The organism is Streptomyces humidus (assembly GCF_014649655.1).
Classification (GTDB): domain Bacteria; phylum Actinomycetota; class Actinomycetes; order Streptomycetales; family Streptomycetaceae; genus Streptomyces; species Streptomyces humidus.
Window position 1 is genome coordinate 228,662 of record NZ_BMTL01000008.1, and the last position, 17,733, is coordinate 246,394.

Below are 17,733 nucleotides of genomic sequence, written 5' to 3' on the forward strand. Positions count from 1 at the left end.
CAGACCGACGGGACAGACCGCACGGGGCGACCCCGGCACGAAGACCCCCTCCGGGACGGACACGGTGGGAAGGCCTCGGTGGGACGGCCCCGGCGACACCGCTGCGGTCGCCGTGGGGGCCGAGTCGGGAACTCCCGGGGTCGTCGCCCTGCGGGTCGGGGCGGTCGGTCGGGTTCCTCGAGCGAGGGAAGGGGCCCCGCCCCCGCGCGACGGTCCGCAGGGCGCATGATGGCCGTATGAAAGAGCTGGCCGGACGGCTGACCGCACTGGATCCCGACGCAGGGGCGGCCGTGCAGGTCATCGCCTACTTCGACCGGCTTGCCGAGTCGCGGGCCGGGGTGGAGGCCCTGGTGCGCGGGGCCGCGGTGCTGTCCGGGGTGCCCGCGCGACTCGTCGACTCCGACCGCCTGGTGCGCGTCCGGGTGGAGGCGGACGGCACGCGCCGGGACACCGATCTCCCGCCGGACCCGGCCTGGCCGTCCGCCGCCCTGACGCCGGGCGGCTCGCCCGCCCTGTGGTTGGAACGCGCCGACGCCCGGCCGAGTGTCGTGGACGCCGTGATCCTGGAGCGGGCGGCCGGAGTGGCACGCCTCGTCCTCGACCGCACCCGTGGACGGGCCCCGCTGCACGATCCCGCGCTGGTCGAGACCCTTTTCGACGCCTCGGCGGCCGTACCGGCCCGGCTGCACGCGGCCCGCCGTCTCGGCCTGGACCCCGCCGCCTCCTTCCGCGCCCTGGCCGTGCCCGACGGGCCGCCCCGGGTACTGGCCGCCGTCGCCACGGACGCCGTCGCCGTAGGCCGGGCGGGAGTCGGGCCCGCGGTGCCCGTGACGGACCTGCCCCGCTCCTGGGCCGCCGCCCGCACCGCGCTCAGATTCACCGCGGAGGGCACCGCGCAGGACCCCGGTCCTCGGGTCGTGGAAGCCGACGAGCTCGGCGGAGTCGCTCTGCTGGCCGGCCTCGTCGTACCGGGGGCCGAACCCCCGCCGGACGTCCGGGCGGTCGAGGCCGCCGCCGCGGAGGCCCCATGGCTGCTCGCCACCCTCCACGCCGTCGCTGTGACGGCGAGTCTGCGGGCGGCGGCGGCCGAGGCGAACGTCCACCACTCGACGCTCCAGGACCGGCTGGCGCACGCCGAGCATCTGCTGGGGTGGCCGGTGCGCACTCCCCAGGGCCGGCTGCGGCTGCACCTCGCGCTGACCATGCGGCGGTTGACGCGCTCGTAGCGACGCCCAGGCGGCGTGCTCGACCTATCGCGGTCGCGGAGGCCGTACGGAGGGACCGCCGGACCTCGGCGCAGCGCGAACGGGGGCGGCCCGTCTTCCCCGGCCGCTCCACCCGGCGGTGTCTCGGACCTCGGTCTGCCCTGGCGCGGCGGCCCGGTCGACGCCGACGGCGCCGTCCTCGGCCGTGGCGGCCGGGCTCGGGCCCGCCCGTCAGCGCGGCGTGCGGGCGAGACGGAACCCCACGTCGTCTACCCGGAAGGTGGGGTGGCTGCGGCGGCGCACCGAGGCCCGGCAGCTCCAGTGCTCGTCGAACCAGCCGCCGCCGCGCAGGACCCGGTAGGCGCCGTAGACCTGCGCGTCGTAGACGTCCCAGCACCACTCCCACACGTTGCCGAGCATGTCGTACAGGCCCCACGGGTTGGGCCGTCTGCCGCCCACCTCGTGGAGGCGATCCCCGGAGTTCCCCCGGTGCCAGGCGATGTCGTCGAGCGGTCCGTAGCGCGGCCCGGAGGTGCCCGCGCGGCAGGCGTGCTCCCACTCCGCCTCGGTGGGCAGCCGATAGCCGTCGGCTGACGCGTCCCGGTCGACGGACTCGCCGTCGGCCCCCACCCGGTAGACGGGTGTGAAGCCCTCCCGCTCGGACAGGGCGTTGCAGAAGCGGACCGCGTCCCACCAGGAGACGCTCTCGACGGGCAGCCGGTCCTCCCCGGCGCCGGCCGTGGTCCGGCCGGTGACGCGCGCGTACTGCCCGCGGGTGACCGGGTGCGCCGCCAGCCGGTGGCCCGCCACGTCGACGGCCCAACTGCGTCGCGTCCGCCGGTCCGAGAGGGTGACCGTGCCCGGCGGTACGGCGATCATCGTCAGGCCCTGCTCCGTCGCGTCCATGAGCGGATGATCTCATCACGGGGAACGCGCGGGAGAGCCGCCGGGCGCCGGGCCTACGACGCCTGCGGCGCGGGGGCGGGGCCCGTTCTGCTCAGTTGCCGGATGGTTCCGCCGAGCCGGGGCCGCAGGCCGGTCAGCGCCTCCGGCTGTGCGCTGACGACCCAACGGGAGCCCACCAGGTACTGGCCGCCGTAGAGGGAGGCGGCCTCCAGCCACGACTCCTTGTGCCGCTCCTCGGGGAAGGTGGTGATGAGGTAGTCGGACTCCTTCGTGTGGCAGGCGCCCTGCCTCAGTTCCTCCGCCTCGATGCGGATCTCGGCCGTGCAGCCGGTCAGTGCGGCGATCACCTCGACCTTCGCCGGCGCCACGACCCCTGCCTCGGGAGCGGCGGTCACCGCGGCAGGCGTGGGCGCGCTCTTGTCGTCGGTGTCGTCCGCGCCGCCGCACGCGGCGGTGAAGGGGAACAGGGCCAGGCTGCCGGCCAGTGCGGCGCCGCGCACAAGGCGGGCCGTGGGCTGCTGAAACACGTACCACTCCGTATTCGCGTGCCGGCGCGCTTCCGTCCGCGCCGGTGGACGGGCGTTCGGCAGGAGGTACGGCCGGGGTCCGGCGGCCGTTCACCGCGTGCGCCGCCGTGGCGGGCCGACGTGGCGGGCCGCCGGGCCGGCGTCCTGTCTAAGGTACAGAGAGATCACCGCCTGCCCGGGAGCCCCCATGACCGGTATCCGTCGGAAGAGACCTGCCGACGCCCTCGACGTGCTGGACGCCATCGAGCCTCCGGGCAACGCCGAGACGGTCGCCGGCGTGGTGGGGGTGACGGTCCTGGTGGAGGTCCTCGGCGTGCTGTCCGGCTCCGAGGTGTGGCTCCTCGGGCTCCTGGTCTTCCTGCCCGGGACGGCGTCGGCGCTGTGCACCGTCCAGCAGACCAAGTTCGTCGCCGCCTGGACCACCCTGTTCGTCACCTTCACCGTGATGGTTCGGGCCGGTGACGGGGGCCGCTGGCTCGACCGGACACTGCTGGTGCTGCTCACCCTGGCCCTCGGGGCAGCCTCCGTGTACGCCTGTCACCGGCGCATCGGACGCGAGCACGAGATGCTGCGGCTGCGCTCCACCGCCGCCGCCATGCAGCGGCACATCCTGCATCCGCTGCCCGTGCTCACCGACGACGTCCTGGTCAACGGCGTCTACGAACCGGTGCAGGAGGACCGGCTGGTCGGCGGTGACATCTACGACGTCGTGGCGTCGCCCTGGGGCACGCGGGTGCTGATCGGCGACGTGCAGGGCAAGGGGCTGGCCGCCGTGGGCGCGGCGTTCGCCGTCATCGGCGCCTTCCGGGAGGCGGCCCACCGCGAGCCCACGCTCACCGCGCTCGTGGAGGCCCTGGACGCGGCGGTCGTCCGGCACAACTCCTACGCCGAGCAGACCGGCGAGGACGAGCGGTTCGTCACCGCTCTCGTCATCGGCGTCGACGCGGGAGCGGAGGCGCAGGCCGTCAACTGCGGTCATGTGCCGCCCCGGGTGGTGCACAAGGGCGTCGTCACCACGCCGGTCCTGGACGCGGGCGTCCCGCTCGGGCTGGCCGAACTGTCCGTCGAGCCGGCGACCGTGGACTGGTTCGCGTTCCCGGCCGGCGCGACGCTGGTGCTGACCACCGACGGGCTCACCGAGACCCGCGCCGGCGACGGCACGTTCTACCCGGTCGACGAACGCCTGACGAAGTACCTGGACCTCTCGCCGTCCGAGCTGCCGAGGGCGCTGCACGAGGACTCCCGGGCGTTCGCGGGCGACAGCCGCCGCCACGACGACGTCGCCGTCCTGACCGTCCGCCGGTCCCCGGGCCGCTGACGCCCGCCCGTCCCGGTCCTCCGGCCCCGCGGTCGCGGACCCGGAGGACCGGGGAGCCTGCGCCGCGGTGCGCGCGGGAGTCCTGCCTACGGCGGCCACGCCCCGGTCGGCCCGCCGCCGATCACGCCAGGCGGTCACGCCCAGGCGGTCACCGGCACGAACGAGCTGTCCTGGCGGAAGAGGTCCGTGCCGTCGCTCTGTTCGACGCGCAGCTGGTAGTCGTAGTGGCGCAGGTAGTAGCCGGGGTAGTTGTACGACTCGAAGCGGACCGAGCCGCTCGTCGGTCCCGTCCGGGCGATGAAGGTGGCATCCCTGGCGAAGGTGGAGGTGCCGTCGTTGGCGTCGAAGCGGCCGCGGAAGGAGTAGTGGCGCAGGTATTTGCCCGCCGCGTCGCGGAAGGAGAACGCGTTGGCGTCGGCGAGTCCGGCCACGACGGTGAAGGTGGACGCCTGCTTCTCCGCGGTGGTGCTGGAGGCGGTCACCACGGGCAGGTTGAGCAGGGCGGACTGCTCCTGCCAGTAGCGGGTGGTGTAGTTGGCGGAGCGCAGCGAGCGCGTGGCGTTCTTCGTCAGGGCCGGGCCGCCGGTCACGGTCTCCTTGATGACGGTGAAGTGGCGCGCCGTGCCGGAGATGCCGGGCAGCGCCTTGGGCGCGCTCCAGGTGGCGAAGGCGTCGTAGCTGTCGCTGTAGTAGTACTTGCCGTCGCCGTAGCCGTCGAAGAAGATCCGCCAGCCGCCGTTGTCGAGCTGGATGACGGACGGGCCCTCGCGGTAGCTGCCCCAGCCGGCCCAGTCCCCGGTCCTGGTGATCGTGTAGGGGCCGGTGAGGTTCGACGCCGTGCCGTACTCGATGTACTTGGCCGTCTCGTTCTTGGTGAACGCGTGGTACGTCGAGCCGGTCTTCACGATGTAGGTGTCGATGTGGTTCGGTCCGATGCCGGACAGCGCGACCGGTGAAGTCCAGGCGGTGAGGGCCGTGTTGGTGGCCTTCAGCAGATAAGGGGTGAAGATCCACTCGTCGCTGGTGACCGAGCAGGACACGATGACGTTGACGCTGCCGTCGCTGTCGACGAACCACTCAGGGGCCCAGGCGCGGGAGAGGCCTGCGATCGGGACCGTGTAGTCGTACAGGAACGTCCAGTTGACCCGGTCGGAGCTGCGGGCGAAGCCGATGGTGGTGCTGGCGTCCTGCCAGGTGTGGGTGGTGTAGGTGAGGTAGTAGTAGCCGTTGGTGTGCTTGAAGACGCTCGCGTCCCGGATGCGGTTGACGGGCGGGGTGTAGGCGGAGGACTGCACCAGCCGGAAGTCCGTCGCGTCGTCGGACTGGTAGACGTTCACGGTTCCGTCGTTGCTGTCGAGGAACGGCACGATGGTGTAACGGGTGGCCGATCCGGCGGCCGGGGCGGCGGCGAGGGCCGTGCCGAGCAGGCCGGGCGCCTCGCCGAGCACGAGTGCGGCGGCGGGCAGGGCGGCCATCGCGCGCAGCAGGGAACGACGGGACGGGATGCGGGGGCGTGTCGTCATGGTGCGGCTCTCTCCTACCACTCAGAGTTCGAAATCCCGAACGAAGTTCGGAAAGTCGATCAGAAAGTAGGGGTGCGGCACAGGCCCGTCAATCCCTTGCGCAGGAACGGAGGAAGCCTGTGGGACGCCTGTGGCGACCCCCTCGCCCCTCCCCGCAGGTTCGTGGAGCGGACCCTGGACTCCCCGGCCGGATGTGCGGGTTCCGCCCGTACCCTGTGACCATGGACGACGCGTCGATGGTCGGGCTCATGGGGCGGGTCACCGGGACGATCGGGCCGGGGCTCGTCGGCGAGGTGATCGTGCGGGTGCGCGGCGGGGCCGAGCACTTCCTCGCGCACGCGGCGGACGGCACGGGCCGCATCGAGTGCGGAACGGTCGTGATGGTGGTGGAACACCTGCCGCCCAGAACGGTCTACGTCACGCGCGCCTACGACAGTTGAGCCCGTCGCGGCCCAGGTGAGAGCCGCTTCGTGCGGCTTCGGAAACGTAAGCGTCAAGATTGCAACAAGGATTCGCCGACGTCTTCACCGTGGGCTCGCGCAGGCGCACACTCCCTTCGTTCGGTGCCGAAAGGGCACCTTCACAGGGGGGCGTATGCCGATGATCGTCGGCGTCGTTGCGGGGGTGGCGGTTGTCGCCGTCCTCGCTCTGATCGGTCTGTTCAAGATGATGTGGCGCGTCGCGGAGCCCAACGAGGCACTCGTCATCTCCGGCTCCAACCACCGCACCGAGGGCCTCGAGGCGGGCATGGGTTTCCGGATCGTCACCGGGCGCGGGACCATGGTGATGCCCGGCGTGCAGGTGGTGCGCAAGCTGTCGCTCGACCTGAACGAGACCGAACTGCATGTGGACTGCGTGACGCACCAGGGCATTCCGCTCAAGGTGCGCGGCGTGGTCATCTTCAAGGTGGGCGACGACTTCGTGTCGATCGCCAACGCGGCCCGGCGCTTTCTCGACCAGCAGAAGCTGATGTCGGAGCGGGTGCACAACGTCTTCGCCGGTCATCTGCGGTCCATCGTGGGCGGGCTGACGGTCGAGGACATGATCCGTGACCGGGAGAAGCTGACCGGGCAGACCCGTGCGGCCTGCGGTACGGAGATGGAGAAGCTGGGCCTGATCGTGGACTCGCTCCAGATCCACGAGATCGAGGACCCGACCGGCTACATCAAGAACATGGCGATGCCGCACGCCGCGGCCGTGCAGCGGGACGCGCGGATCGCGCAGGCGGAGGCCAACCGTCTCGCCACGGAGGCGGAGCAGGCCTCGTTCGCCCGGATGGCGGAGGCCACCCGGGACAGCGAGATCCTCCAGGCCGGGTACCAGGCCGAGCGGGACAAGGCGGGCGCCAAGGCCCGCCAGGCCGGACCCCTCGCCGACGCCGCCTCCCGTCAGGAGGTCGTCGTCCAGGAGACACGGGTCGCCGAACTCGAGGCGCAGCGGCGCGAACAGCAGCTCCAGGCGGACGTGCGCAAGCCCGCGGACGCCAAGGCGTACGAGAAGCGCACGCTGGCCGAGGCGGAGCGCGACGCCCGGATCTCGGCGGCGCAGGCCAAGGCGAAGGAGACGGAGCTCGCGGCCGCCGCCGAGGCGACCCGGGTCAAGGCCGCCGCCGGCGCCGAGGCCGAGGCGACCAGGACCCGGGGTGAGGCCTCCGCGGCCGCCACCCGGGCCACCGGTCAGGCCGAGGCGGCCGCCGCCCAGGCCCGGGGTCTGGCGCAGGCCGAGTCCACCAAGGCGCAGGGACTCGCGGAGGCCGAGGCGATCAAGGCCCGGGCTGCCGCCCTCGCCGAGAACCAGGAGGCGGTCGTCGCCCAGCAACTCGCCGAGAACTGGCCGGAGATCGTGCGGGCCGGCGCGTCCGCCTTCGGCAACGTCGACAACATGGTGCTGCTCAACGGCGCGGACGGGATGGCGGACGTGTTCGCCAAGGCGCTCACCATGGGCGGGACGGGGCTCGGTCTGGCCCGTCAGCTGCTCGCGTCGATGAACCAGAACGGGCAGATGCCGAACGGGACTTCGCCCCTCGACGGGATCGCGAACCCGGCGTCGCACAAGGTGCCGGTCGAGGAGGGGTGACGCGGCGGCGCCGCAGGTGACACGGTCCTGAGGCCACGCCGGTGGAACAGGTCACGGGGACAGCCCTTAGGGTGCCCCCGTGACCGCGTTTACCGAAGCAGACGTCCCGGGCCGTTCGGGCCCCACCGCCACCGTCGAGGCCGACCCCCGCGAGGTCGGCCGGGTGCGCACCGAGTACTCCCCCGCGCACGACGGCGACCCGGATCCCGGCGAGATCGTCTGGACCTGGGTCCCCTTCGAGGAGAACGACGGCCGGGGCAAGGACCGTCCGGTGCTCGTCGTCGCCCGGGAGGCGGGCGGCACCTTCCTCGCGGTGCAGCTCTCCAGCAAGCGGCACGACGGCGACCGCGAGTGGGTGCCGATAGGCAGCGGCCCGTGGGACCGGACGGGGCGGGACTCCTGGGTGGACGTCGACCGCGTCCTCAGGCTGCACGAGGACGGCATGCGCCGGGAGGCCTGCGCCCTGGACCGGATGCGGTTCAACCTGGTGCGGCACCGCCTCCACGAGCGCTACGGCTGGACCTGAGCTCCCACCCTGACCGGGGGGCCGCAGGGCTTCGCGAAAGCCGCCTCGAAGGCTCCCGTCACCGAACGCCCCCGCGTCCTGTCCAGCACGCCGAACACCACGTGCTCGAAGGTCCCGCCGAAGCGTCCGCCCCGGTCGAGCAGCGCGCGGAACGCTTCCGCCACCTGCGCGGGATCGTTGCGGAACACCCCGCAGCCCCAGGCGCCCAGCACCAGGCGCCGGTAGCCGTGCGCGGCGGCGGTCTCCAGGACCCGTTCGGCTCGGACGGCCAGCGCGCGCGGCAGTTCGGGGGCGCGCTGCGGCGCCGTGCGCAGCACCACGCCCGCGTTCGGGGCGGCCGCCGCCAGAAAGCCGACACGGAACGGGTCGTCCAGCAGACGCCCGCGGTCGTCCCGGAAGACGGGCACGGCCGGTGAGTGGATGACGCGGTCCGTGTAGAACGGGTCGCGGTGAGCCCGGTGGTGGTCGTAGAACCGCCGGGCCGTGATCAGGCAGGTGTACAGCGCGGAGGCCCGGCACAGGGCCTCCTCCTGCGCCTGGGCCCCGTTGAGGTAACCGCCTCCGGGATTGCGCGCGGAGGCGAAGTCGAGGACCGCCACGGGTGCGCCGACGAGACGTCGGGCGGCCTCCAGGCTGCTTTCACCGGTGACCTCCACGCGGGTGTCCACGGGCGCGGCCGCCGGCACGTCGACCGGGTCCGGTCCCAGGATCCGGGTGCCCGCGCGAGCCGCCTCGACGGCCGCGGCGAGGGCCACCTCGCGCCCGTCGGGCGCGCGGTAGCGGCCGTCCGCGACGATCTTCTCCGTCTCCCGCGCGACACCGCGCAGCCGTGCGCTCATGGCGCCACCCCCGTGGACGCCATGAGCGTGCGACGCGCGGACGCTCGTGCCCCGCTCGCCCGGCTCGTCGTGCTCATGCACGCATCGTCAGCGATGCTGGACAGCGTGTGCAACAGGATTTTCCGGTGCCGGGACCGTGTGACGCATACGCCGGGTGCGTCCGGGAAGCAGGTCGGGGGTGGCTGCGAGCGGTCGGGAAACCGGCAGTGAACCGGCAGGAATCGACACGGAAACGACACGGAAGCCGAGATCCACGATACCGAAAGTCCCGATCTGCACCCTTGTGCGGATCGGATCGAGGGTCTTGGGTGGAACGAGCCATACCGGTCCGGCCCGCACCGGGGTGGGACCGGTGGCATGGTGGAATCTCAGGAGGATCCCGACATGTCCGACTCGGTCAGTGACTGTACCGACGAAGCGGAGCCCCGCACCGCCCTCACCGAAGCCGAGGTGGAGGCGCTGGTGAGGGGCATCTGTTTCAAGACCGGCCCGCCCCGCACCGTCGGGGTGGAACTGGAATGGCTCGTCCACGAGCTGCGCTCGCCGCACCTCCCCGTCCCGCCCGAACGACTCGAAACCGCTTACGCCGCACTGCGCGCCGTGCCGCTGAGTTCTCCGCTCACCGTCGAACCCGGCGGCCAGCTGGAGCTGAGCTCGCCGCCGGCCGCCTCCCTGACGGAGTGCGTGCGCACCGTCTCCGCCGATCTCGCCGCCGTCCGCACGGTCCTGGACGGGCACGGCCTCGCTCTCGCCGGCAGCGGCACGGATCCCTGGCGCACACCGCGCCGCTTCCTGCGCGAACCCCGCTACGACGCCATGGAGGCCTGCCTCGACCGGACGGGCCCGGCGGGCCGCGCCATGATGTGCGCCTCGGCCTCCGTTCAGGTCTGCCTCGACGCCGGCTACGAGGAGCCCGGCCCGCTGGGACTCGGACGGCGCTGGTGGCTGTCGCACACACTGGGCGCGGTGCTGGTGGCGGCCTTCGCCAACTCCCCCCTGCTCGGCGGCGTCTCCACCGGCTGGCGCTCCACCCGGCAGCTGCTCTGGACGGAGATCGGCGCGGGCCGCGCGGGCGGGCCCGTCCTGGACGGCGATCCACGCGCCGCCTGGGCCCGGCACGTACTGGACTCCCCGGTGATGTGCGTACGGCGCGCGGACGGCCCGTGGCACGTGCCCGAGCGGCTCACCTTCCGGGAGTGGACCCGGACGGGAGCCCCGACCCGGGAGGACCTCGACTACCACATCAGCACCCTGTTCCCGCCGGTCAGACCGCGCGGCCACCTGGAGCTGCGCATGATCGACGCCCAGCCCGGCGACGACGGCTGGATCGTCCCGCTCGCGGTGACGACGGCCCTGTTCGAGGACCCGGAGGCCGCGGAGGCCGCCTACCGCGCGGTGAAGCCGCTCGCCGAGCGGGCCCGGCCGCTGCCCGCCCCGCACAATCCGCTGTGGACCGACGCCGCCCGCCACGGGCTGGCCGACCCCGAGCTGCACGAGACCGCCGTCACCTGTTTCGACACCGCCCTGCGGGCGCTGCCGCGCCTCGGCGCCGGTGACGACGTCGTGGCGGCCGTGGCGGACTACCTCGACCGCTACGTCAGCAGGGGCCGCACCCCGGCCGACGACCAGCTCGACCGCCTGCGCGGCGTCGACACCCACGCGAACGGGAAGGACCACCGCTCATGACCGAGCCCGCCCTGGACACCGAGCCCGCGCCGAGCGCCGAGCCCGCTCCGGACGCGGACACCCTCCGCACCCGGGTGCTCGACTCGCTCACCACGGCCCGCGAACGCACCACGCTGCTGACGAGCTGCGTCGAGGACCCCGACCTCACCGCCCAGCACTCCCCGCTGATGTCGCCGCTGGTATGGGACCTCGCGCACATCGGCAACCAGGAAGAACTGTGGCTGCTGCGCGCGGTGGCCGGCCGGGAGGCGATGCGCCCGGAGATCGACGGCCTCTACGACGCCTTCGAGCACTCGCGCGCCGAACGGCCCACACTGCCGCTGCTGCCGCCCGCCGAGGCCCGCCGGTACGCGGCCGAGGTACGCGGCCGGGTGCTGGACATGCTGGAGTCGGCCGACTTCCACGGCACCCGGCTGACGGAGGCCGGCTTCGCGTTCGGGATGATCGCGCAGCACGAACAGCAGCACGACGAGACCATGCTGATCACCCATCAGCTCCGCACGGGCCCGCCCGCCCTGACCGCGCCCGACCCGGACCCGGCGCCGCTGTCCACCGGCCCGGCCGAAGTGCTCGTGCCCGGAGGCCCGTTCACGATGGGCGCCACCGGCGAGCCCTGGGCGCTGGACAACGAACTGCCCGCGCACCGGCGCGAGGTCGCGCCGTTCCGCATCGACACCACCCCGGTGACCAACGGCGCCTACCAGGCGTTCATCGAGGACGGCGGGTACGACCAGGAACGCTGGTGGACGAAGGAGGGCTGGGCGCACATCCGCGGACACGGCATCCACGCCCCGCTGTTCTGGCGGCGGGACGGCGGACAGTGGCTGCGCCGCCGCTTCGGGACCACCGAGGCCGTGCCGCCCGAGGAGCCGGTGGTGCACGTGTGCTGGTACGAGGCCGACGCCTACGCCCGCTGGGCCGGACGCCGGCTGCCCACCGAGGCCGAATGGGAGAAGGCGGCCCGCTTCGACCCCGCGACCGGCGGCTCGACGCGCTATCCGTGGGGCGACGCCGATCCCGGACCCGAACACGCCAACCTGGGTCAGCGTCATCTGCGGCCGGCCCCCGCGGGCAGCTACCCGGCCGGTGAGTCGCCGCTCGGCGTACGGCAGTTGATCGGGGACGTCTGGGAGTGGACGTCCAGCGACTTCCTTCCGTATCCCGGCTTCCGGGCGTTCCCGTACAAGGAGTACTCGGAGGTGTTCTTCGGCCCCGAGTACAAGGTGCTGCGCGGCGGTTCGTTCGCGGTGGACCCGGTGGCCTGCCGTGGCACCTTCCGCAACTGGGACTACCCGATCCGGCGGCAGATCTTCTCCGGCTTCCGCACCGCCCGCTCGGAGAGCGTCTGATGTGCCGCCACCTCGCCTTCCTGGGGCCGGAGGAGCCGTTGGGCCGCCTCCTGGTGGAGCCCCCGCACGCCCTGTACCGCCAGTCGTGGGCGCCCCGGCGGCAGCGGTACGGGACGGTCAACGCCGACGGATTCGGGATCGGCTGGTACGCCGACGGCGACCCGGCGCCGGCACGCTACCGCAGGGCCGGACCGATCTGGGCCGACCTGTCCTTCGCCGACCTGGCGCGGGTGGTGCGCAGCCGGGCGCTGCTGGCCGCCGTACGCGACGCCACCCTGGCCGGCGCCGACGCCGAGGCCGCCGCCGCGCCGTACGCGGCGGAGGGCCGGCTGTTCAGCCACAACGGGGCGGTGGCCGGCTGGCCGGGCTCGCTGGAGCCGCTCGCCGGCACGGTGCCCGCCTCCGCGCTGCTGTCGATGGAGGCCCGCAACGACTCCGCGTTCGTGTGGGCGCTCGTGCTGGCCCGGCTGCGCGCCGGGGACACCGGGGGCCAGGCCCTGGCGGACACGGTGCTGGAGGTCGCCGACGCGGCCCCCGGATCCCGCCTGAACCTGCTGCTCACCGACGGCGCCACCATCGCCGCGACCGCCTGGGGCGACACCCTGTGGTATCTGGCGGAGCCCGGTCTGAGCGCGGTCGTGGCCTCCGAACCGTACGACGACGACCCGCGCTGGCAGGAGGTCCCGGACCGCACCCTGCTCGTGGCGAGCCGCGCCGACGTCCTGCTCACCCCGCTCAAGGACCCGAGCCGGGACGCGGCATCCGCACCACTCGAGGAGACCGGCACGTGAGCCCCTTCCAGATCACCCGCACCCTCCCCGAGGACGCCACGGACGCCGCCCTGCGCGACGACGTCCTGCGCGGCCTCACCCACACGCCCAAGACGCTTCCGCCCAAGTGGTTCTACGACGCGCACGGCAGCGAGCTGTTCGAGCGGATCACCGAACTGCCCGAGTACTACCCGACGCGCGCCGAGCGCGAGATCCTCGTGGACCGCTGCGGCGAGATCGCCGCGGCGGCCCGCGCCCGCACGCTCGTGGAACTCGGCTCGGGCTCCTCGGAGAAGACCCGCCACCTCATCGACGCGCTCACCGGCCTGGACACCTACGTGCCCGTCGACGTCAGCGAGAGCGCGCTCACCCGGGCCGGACAGGCACTGATCGCCGAACGGCCCGGGCTGAACGTGCACGCCCTGATCGCCGACTTCACGGCGGGGCTGACACTGCCCGACACCCCGGGGCCCCGGCTGCTCGCCTTCCTCGGGGGCACGATCGGCAATCTGCTGCCGGCCGAGCGCGCGGTGTTCCTGGCCTCGGTCCGGGCGATGCTCGCGCCGGGCGACACGGTGCTGCTCGGCACCGACCTCGTCAAGGACGAGCGGGTGCTGGTCCCGGCGTACGACGACGCGGCCGGCGTGACCGCCGCCTTCAACAAGAACGTCCTGACCGTGGTCAACCGGGAACTCGGCGCCGACTTCGACGCCGGCGCCTTCGACCACGTGGCGCTCTGGAACCGGCACGACGAGTGGATCGAGATGCGGCTGCGCTCCCGCACCGCGCAGACCGTGAAGGTGCCCGCACTCGATCTGGCCGTCGACTTCGCGGCCGGCGAGGAACTGCGCACCGAGGTGTCGGCGAAGTTCCGGGAGGAGGGAGTGCGTGCGGAACTGGCAGCCGCGGGGCTGGAGTTGACGCACTGGTGGACCGACCGTGCGGCGCGTTTCGCGCTGTCGTCGAGCACCGTGCGGTAGGCGGTGCCCGTCGGGCGGCCGTGAGACGGCTTGCCGGGCGGCCGCAGGTCGGGCGGCTGCACTCCGGCCGAATGCCGGACGCCGGCCGGTGGACGACCTCACGACGGCGGGGCGACGGCCTCGCGACGACCTCACGGCGGCCGCCTGACGGTCCGGTGTCCGCAGCCGGACCGTCAGCGCCTGTGCGATGCGGCGTATGAAGCGGCGGGCCCCGGCCGCCGCGGAGCCGGTGAGGACCTGCGTCATGCGGTCCTCGACCCGGCCTTCCGCCTCGACGGCGGCCCGCTCGGGCGGGCCGGGGGCCGCGCGACCCTGCGCGGCCCCCACCGCCGTCTGCTCCGTCGGTCCGACGTCTCGCGCTCCGCCGCGGCTTGGGGCACGGTGGAGTGACGCGTGACACACGTGACGACGCCGACGTGACGCCGTCACGGTCGAGAGGAGACCCCTGATGTCGAACCACACCTACCGGGTCACGGAGATCGTCGGCACCTCGCCGGACGGCGTCGACGCGGCCGTCCGCAACGGCCTCGCCCGGGCTTCGCGGACCTTGCGCAACCTGGACTGGTTCGAGGTCACCCAGGTGCGCGGCCAGCTCGAGAACGGCGACATCGCGCACTGGCAGGTGGGGCTGAAGGTCGGCTTCCGTCTCGACGAGGCGGACTGACGGCCCGCCGCTCTCACGGACGGCGGTCCACCGGACGCGGGGATCCGGCGCACGGAGCGGGCCTCAGGTGCGGCCCTCCCCCTCCTGTGCCTGCCTCAGCGTGCCCGAAGGAACGGCCCAGCGGGCCCTGACCACGGTGAAACCGGCGCGTTCGGCGTCGTCGCACACCAGCTCGTCGTCGTCCACCAGGACGCGCACGTCGCGCTCGCGGGCGAGCCGGCGCAGGGTCTCCAGCTTGGTGCGGCGCGCGGGCCTGCGGTCGTCGTCGCGCCGCATGTGCAGGCGCTCCCCTGGCAGCCCCTGCGCGGCGAGCCAGGCCAGGGTGTCCCGCCGGCAGCGTTCGGGCCGGCCGGTGAGGTAGACGACCTCGCACTCCTCGGCGCTCGCCACGGCCAGCGCGACGCCCTCCGGGATCGGCGGGTCCTGCGGCGCGGCCGCGAAGAAGGCCTCCCAGTCGCGCGGCCTGCGCTCCAGGAACCGCTGCCGGTGGGCCGTGTCGGCAAGGGTGTTGTCCAGATCGAAGACGGCGAGAGGCCGTCTGCTGCTGTCGGTCACGACGCCACCCTAAGCAGGAAGCCGCCATCCGCCACCCGGCGCCCTCTCCCCCGTCCGGGCGTCGGTCTCCCCGCGGCCCGCGGGCCTTCCCGGACGGGACAGACGCGCTCACCGCCGAGGCCGTGCGTTCGGCGACCCGGTCGGACCCCCGACGCCTCGGTGAACCGACGGCCCCTCCGGGAACGCACCGCGCACGCTCTCCGGCGGCGCTCGCGGACGGCCGCTACTTGCTGACGGCGAAACGCATCAGGGCGTGTTCGTCGCCCTGCTTGATCTTGCCCGTGACGTTGATCACCTCGAGTTTCCAACCGCCTCCGACCCGGACGGCCTTGGCCACGGCGCAGCCGTTGTCCTGGGTCAGCAGGCTCGGCCAGATGTCGGCGACCTGCTGGGAGTTGCCCCCGGTCGCGTCGTAGACCTTGAAGCTGATGTTGCGCGCCTTCTGGAAGGAGCTGCCCTTCTTGAACGCGGCGGCGACGAACACGATCGACGTGATGTTGGGCGGTATCCGCGCGAACTCGACGGTCAGCGTCTCGTCGTCCCCGTCGCCGTGGCCGGTCTGGTTGTCGCCGCTGTGCACGAGCGAGCCGTTGCCCATCGGGTCGAGCGAGTCGAGTCCCGCGAGGCGCACCGGGTCGCCGCCCTGCATGGCGACGGCGATCAGGTCGAGGTCGGTGCCGGACTTGCGGCGCAGCTTGCCCAGCACCCCTCCGCTGCTGCCGGCGGTGGGATCCCAGGAGACCCCGAGGGACAGGCGGGTCACTCCGTCGAGGTCGGCCGGGCCGTCTTCCTTGGTGAGGGTGATCATGTGTGGCTCATCCTTTGGCGTGAAGGTCTGACAACACGCAGAGTGTGTCTGACGCCTTCGCGGTTCCCACGCCACCCCCCGGGACCGGGACCAGGACCGGGACCGCGTCGGGCGGGCGCGTCCTCGGCGGAGCGCCCAGGACGCGGGTGCCGGCGGCCGCGGCCAGGGTCTTGCGGTCGGGGTGGCTGCCGGGCTCGAGTACGGGCAGCACCTGGACCTCGGCCACCAGGTCCCGCGCGCACACCACCCGCCACACCGAGGCGAGCAGCGAGTCGTCTCCGACGAACGCGGGCGCGGTGCTGGCCGCTCCCCCGCGCTCCCGGTAGCCGATGCGCACGGGCTGTACCGGCGCACCCGCGTCCAGCGCCGCCTGGAACACCGCCCGCCGGAAGTGCCCCTGGGCGCGGCCGCACCAGGTGCTGCCCTCCGGGAAGACCGCGACCGCCCGCCCGGCACGCAGGGCGTCGGCGATCCGGGCGACCGTGGCGGGCAGGGCGCGCAGCCGGTCACGGTCGATGAACAGGACCCCGCGCGCGGCGAGCGCGCCCGCCACCGGCCAGCGCCGTATCTCGGCCTTGGCGAGCATCCGGGCAGGCCGGACGCCCGCCAGCAGCGGGATGTCCAGCCAGGAGATGTGGTTCGCGACCAGGAGCAGCCCGGTGGCGGTGGGCGCGGTCGCGCCGGTCACCCGGAGCCGGACCCCCGCCGCCCGCACGACGGCCCGGCTCCACCAGCGCACCGTGCGGGCCGGGATCAGTCCGCCTAGCGGCGACAGCGCGACCCCGGCGAGCACCAGCACGGCCACCTCGGTGAGCCGCAGCACGGCCCGGGGCAGCCTCACCAGGGACGCCGTGGCCCGCACGCACCCCCGGGGCGTGCAGGGGGCGCTGGGCAGCCAGACGCTCATCAGGCCGGGACGAGGGAGAGGAAGTGCCGCAGGTAGCGCGGGTCGACCCGGCGCATCGACAGCAGCACGTACAGGTCGGCGACGCCGAAGTCGGGGTCGTGGGCGGGTGGCCCGCACACCCAGGCGCCGAGGCGGAGGTAGCCGCGCAACAGCGCGGGGAGCCCGGCGAGGGCGACCGGGCCGGCCCCGTCGCCGTCCGGGGTCCAGGGCCGCAGCGGCCGTACCCGGAACTCCTGCGGCGCCTGGTGACGGTCGCGCACCCGGTCCCAGGTCGCCGCCGCCAGCACACCGCCGTCGGCGAGCGGGACGGAGCAGCAGCCGGCCAGCCACTCGTGGCCGCGGTCCACCATGTAGCGGGCGATGCCGGCCCAGATGAGGCCGATGACGGCGCCGTCGCGGTGCGCGGGGTGCACGCAGGAGCGGCCGACCTCGACCAGGCCGGGCCGGATCGGGTCGAGTGCGCCGAGGTCGAACTCGCCCTCGGAGTAGAGCCGTCCGGCGAGAGCCGCACGCTCCGGGGGCAGCAGCCGGTAGGTGCCGACGACCTGCCCCGTGGACTCCTCGCGTACCAGCAGGTGGTCGCAGTGGGCGTCGAAGGCGTCGACGTCGTGGCCCGGCTGCGAGGTGTCCAGCAGGGCGCCCATCTCTCCGGCGAAGACGTCGTGCCGCAGGCGCTGCGCGGCGCGCACGTCGGCCTCGTCGCGGGCCAGGGAGACCGTGTAACGGGTGGGCGCCGTGGAATGCGGCGGACGGTCGAGCGTGGATATGCCGGTCATGGCTCTCTCCAGTCAGGGGCCGGGTCGGCGAGGCGGCGGCTGAGCGGTGCCGTGCGGTCCGCCACCCCTGTTCTTCCGATGCCGGCTGACCTTCGTGTGTCCAACGCCAAGAGAGCGGGTGTGAGGTTGCTGAACGCCTCGGGCCCCGCGCTGTCGCGGGCCCTCGTCGTCCGGGCGCACGGCTGCGCGACGGCCACGGCCCGTGACGCCGTGGGCGGGGTGGGCGCGGGCGCCCTGCCGGAGAGCCAGACGGGACCGGGGTCGAGCACCACTCCCGGTCCCGCCCGTCCGCACTGTTCGGCGGACGCTCTTCTCGAC

18 protein-coding genes are annotated in these 17,733 nt (G+C 73.5%); 10 read left to right on the forward strand and 8 right to left on the reverse strand.

Going from position 1 to position 17,733, the window contains the following annotated elements; translation table 11 throughout:
• Nucleotides 1–236: 236 nt before the first annotated feature.
• A complete protein-coding gene (locus IE239_RS12025) occupies nucleotides 237–1,226 on the forward strand; it encodes a helix-turn-helix domain-containing protein (RefSeq protein ID WP_190149240.1) in 990 nt (329 codons plus the stop codon).
• Between the two features lie 210 nt (nucleotides 1,227–1,436).
• Here IE239_RS12025 and IE239_RS12030 read toward each other — a convergent pair whose 3' ends face one another.
• Both IE239_RS12030 and IE239_RS12035 read right to left on the reverse strand, forming a co-directional pair.
• A complete protein-coding gene (locus IE239_RS12030; RefSeq protein WP_190149241.1) occupies nucleotides 1,437–2,111 on the reverse strand; it encodes a formylglycine-generating enzyme family protein in 675 nt (224 codons plus the stop codon).
• A 53-nt stretch (nucleotides 2,112–2,164) separates the two neighbouring features.
• Entirely contained in the window at nucleotides 2,165–2,638 is a 474-nt protein-coding gene (locus tag IE239_RS12035; RefSeq protein ID WP_229878045.1) for a hypothetical protein, read from the reverse strand.
• Nucleotides 2,639–2,825: 187 nt separating this feature from the next.
• Between IE239_RS12035 and IE239_RS12040 the strand changes: the two genes are divergently transcribed.
• The gene (locus IE239_RS12040; RefSeq protein WP_190149242.1) at nucleotides 2,826–3,956 is read left to right on the forward strand and encodes a PP2C family protein-serine/threonine phosphatase; all 1,131 of its coding nucleotides are present in this window, start codon (nucleotides 2,826–2,828) and stop codon (nucleotides 3,954–3,956) included.
• 134 nt (nucleotides 3,957–4,090) lie between these two features.
• On the opposite strand, the gene IE239_RS12045 is transcribed toward IE239_RS12040, so the two are convergent.
• Nucleotides 4,091–5,479 (reverse strand): glycoside hydrolase family 43 protein, encoded by a 1,389-nt coding sequence (locus IE239_RS12045; protein WP_190149243.1) that lies wholly within the window; start codon nucleotides 5,477–5,479, stop codon nucleotides 4,091–4,093.
• Between the two features lie 221 nt (nucleotides 5,480–5,700).
• On the opposite strand from IE239_RS12045, the gene IE239_RS12050 reads away from it, so the two are divergent.
• The 3 genes from IE239_RS12050 (at nucleotide 5,701) to IE239_RS12060 (ending at nucleotide 8,081) form a co-directional block, all read left to right on the forward strand.
• Nucleotides 5,701–5,919: an NfeD C-terminal domain-containing protein gene (locus IE239_RS12050; RefSeq protein WP_190149244.1), complete on the forward strand. Its 219-nt coding sequence runs from the start codon at nucleotides 5,701–5,703 to the stop codon at nucleotides 5,917–5,919.
• 154 nt (nucleotides 5,920–6,073) lie between these two features.
• Nucleotides 6,074–7,555, forward strand: coding sequence for a flotillin family protein (locus IE239_RS12055; protein ID WP_190149245.1), 1,482 nt, complete (start codon nucleotides 6,074–6,076; stop codon nucleotides 7,553–7,555).
• A 79-nt stretch (nucleotides 7,556–7,634) separates the two neighbouring features.
• Nucleotides 7,635–8,081 (forward strand): type II toxin-antitoxin system PemK/MazF family toxin, encoded by a 447-nt coding sequence (locus IE239_RS12060; RefSeq protein ID WP_190149246.1) that lies wholly within the window; start codon nucleotides 7,635–7,637, stop codon nucleotides 8,079–8,081.
• On the opposite strand, the gene IE239_RS12065 is transcribed toward IE239_RS12060, so the two are convergent.
• A complete protein-coding gene (locus IE239_RS12065) occupies nucleotides 8,066–8,920 on the reverse strand; it encodes a TIGR02452 family protein (RefSeq protein ID WP_190149247.1) in 855 nt (284 codons plus the stop codon). The two genes, IE239_RS12060 and IE239_RS12065, sit on opposite strands and share 16 nt — an antisense overlap.
• Nucleotides 8,921–9,304: 384 nt before the next feature.
• Between IE239_RS12065 and egtA the strand changes: the two genes are divergently transcribed.
• The 5 genes from egtA to IE239_RS12090 all read left to right on the forward strand — a co-directional run bounded on the left by egtA (nucleotide 9,305) and on the right by IE239_RS12090 (nucleotide 14,369).
• Nucleotides 9,305–10,606, forward strand: a complete 1,302-nt coding sequence (gene egtA, locus IE239_RS12070) for an ergothioneine biosynthesis glutamate--cysteine ligase EgtA (RefSeq protein ID WP_190149248.1) — start codon at nucleotides 9,305–9,307, stop codon at nucleotides 10,604–10,606.
• A complete protein-coding gene (gene egtB, locus IE239_RS12075) occupies nucleotides 10,603–11,955 on the forward strand; it encodes an ergothioneine biosynthesis protein EgtB (RefSeq protein ID WP_190149249.1) in 1,353 nt (450 codons plus the stop codon). Before egtA ends, egtB begins: the two co-directional genes overlap by 4 nt.
• Nucleotides 11,955–12,746, forward strand: coding sequence for an ergothioneine biosynthesis protein EgtC (gene egtC / locus IE239_RS12080; RefSeq protein WP_190149250.1), 792 nt, complete (start codon nucleotides 11,955–11,957; stop codon nucleotides 12,744–12,746). The genes egtB and egtC overlap by 1 nt, the downstream gene beginning before the upstream one ends.
• The gene (gene egtD, locus IE239_RS12085) at nucleotides 12,743–13,705 is read left to right on the forward strand and encodes an L-histidine N(alpha)-methyltransferase (RefSeq protein WP_190149251.1); all 963 of its coding nucleotides are present in this window, start codon (nucleotides 12,743–12,745) and stop codon (nucleotides 13,703–13,705) included. Before egtC ends, egtD begins: the two co-directional genes overlap by 4 nt.
• A gap of 448 nt (nucleotides 13,706–14,153) precedes the next feature.
• The gene (locus IE239_RS12090) at nucleotides 14,154–14,369 is read left to right on the forward strand and encodes a dodecin (protein ID WP_190149252.1); all 216 of its coding nucleotides are present in this window, start codon (nucleotides 14,154–14,156) and stop codon (nucleotides 14,367–14,369) included.
• A 63-nt stretch (nucleotides 14,370–14,432) separates the two neighbouring features.
• Here the strand turns inward: IE239_RS12090 and IE239_RS12095 are convergent, their stop codons facing one another.
• The 4 genes from IE239_RS12095 to IE239_RS12110 form a co-directional block, all read right to left on the reverse strand.
• Entirely contained in the window at nucleotides 14,433–14,924 is a 492-nt protein-coding gene (locus tag IE239_RS12095; protein WP_190149253.1) for a phosphatase domain-containing protein, read from the reverse strand.
• Between the two features lie 223 nt (nucleotides 14,925–15,147).
• Nucleotides 15,148–15,732: a TerD family protein gene (locus IE239_RS12100; RefSeq protein WP_190149254.1), complete on the reverse strand. Its 585-nt coding sequence runs from the start codon at nucleotides 15,730–15,732 to the stop codon at nucleotides 15,148–15,150.
• Between the two features lie 7 nt (nucleotides 15,733–15,739).
• The gene (locus IE239_RS12105; protein ID WP_190149255.1) at nucleotides 15,740–16,639 is read right to left on the reverse strand and encodes a lysophospholipid acyltransferase family protein; all 900 of its coding nucleotides are present in this window, start codon (nucleotides 16,637–16,639) and stop codon (nucleotides 15,740–15,742) included.
• Nucleotides 16,639–17,415 carry a GNAT family N-acetyltransferase gene (locus IE239_RS12110; protein ID WP_190149256.1) on the reverse strand — a complete coding sequence of 259 codons (777 nt, stop codon included), beginning with the start codon at nucleotides 17,413–17,415 and terminating at the stop codon, nucleotides 16,639–16,641. The genes IE239_RS12105 and IE239_RS12110 overlap by 1 nt, the downstream gene beginning before the upstream one ends.
• Nucleotides 17,416–17,733: the final 318 nt, after the last annotated feature.

Coding starts and splice junctions, on each gene's coding strand:
- IE239_RS12025 (WP_190149240.1), top strand. CDS start 237: ATGAAAGAGCTGGCCGGACGGCTGACCGCACTGGATCCCGACGCAGGG.
- IE239_RS12030 (WP_190149241.1), bottom strand. CDS start 2,111: ATGGACGCGACGGAGCAGGGCCTGACGATGATCGCCGTACCGCCGGGC.
- IE239_RS12040 (WP_190149242.1), top strand. CDS start 2,826: ATGACCGGTATCCGTCGGAAGAGACCTGCCGACGCCCTCGACGTGCTG.
- IE239_RS12045 (WP_190149243.1), bottom strand. CDS start 5,479: ATGACGACACGCCCCCGCATCCCGTCCCGTCGTTCCCTGCTGCGCGCG.
- IE239_RS12050 (WP_190149244.1), top strand. CDS start 5,701: ATGGACGACGCGTCGATGGTCGGGCTCATGGGGCGGGTCACCGGGACG.
- IE239_RS12055 (WP_190149245.1), top strand. CDS start 6,074: ATGCCGATGATCGTCGGCGTCGTTGCGGGGGTGGCGGTTGTCGCCGTC.
- IE239_RS12065 (WP_190149247.1), bottom strand. CDS start 8,920: ATGAGCGCACGGCTGCGCGGTGTCGCGCGGGAGACGGAGAAGATCGTC.
- egtA (WP_190149248.1), top strand. CDS start 9,305: ATGTCCGACTCGGTCAGTGACTGTACCGACGAAGCGGAGCCCCGCACC.
- egtB (WP_190149249.1), top strand. CDS start 10,603: ATGACCGAGCCCGCCCTGGACACCGAGCCCGCGCCGAGCGCCGAGCCC.
- egtC (WP_190149250.1), top strand. CDS start 11,955: ATGTGCCGCCACCTCGCCTTCCTGGGGCCGGAGGAGCCGTTGGGCCGC.
- IE239_RS12090 (WP_190149252.1), top strand. CDS start 14,154: ATGTCGAACCACACCTACCGGGTCACGGAGATCGTCGGCACCTCGCCG.
- IE239_RS12100 (WP_190149254.1), bottom strand. CDS start 15,732: ATGATCACCCTCACCAAGGAAGACGGCCCGGCCGACCTCGACGGAGTG.
- IE239_RS12105 (WP_190149255.1), bottom strand. CDS start 16,639: ATGAGCGTCTGGCTGCCCAGCGCCCCCTGCACGCCCCGGGGGTGCGTG.
- IE239_RS12110 (WP_190149256.1), bottom strand. CDS start 17,415: ATGACCGGCATATCCACGCTCGACCGTCCGCCGCATTCCACGGCGCCC.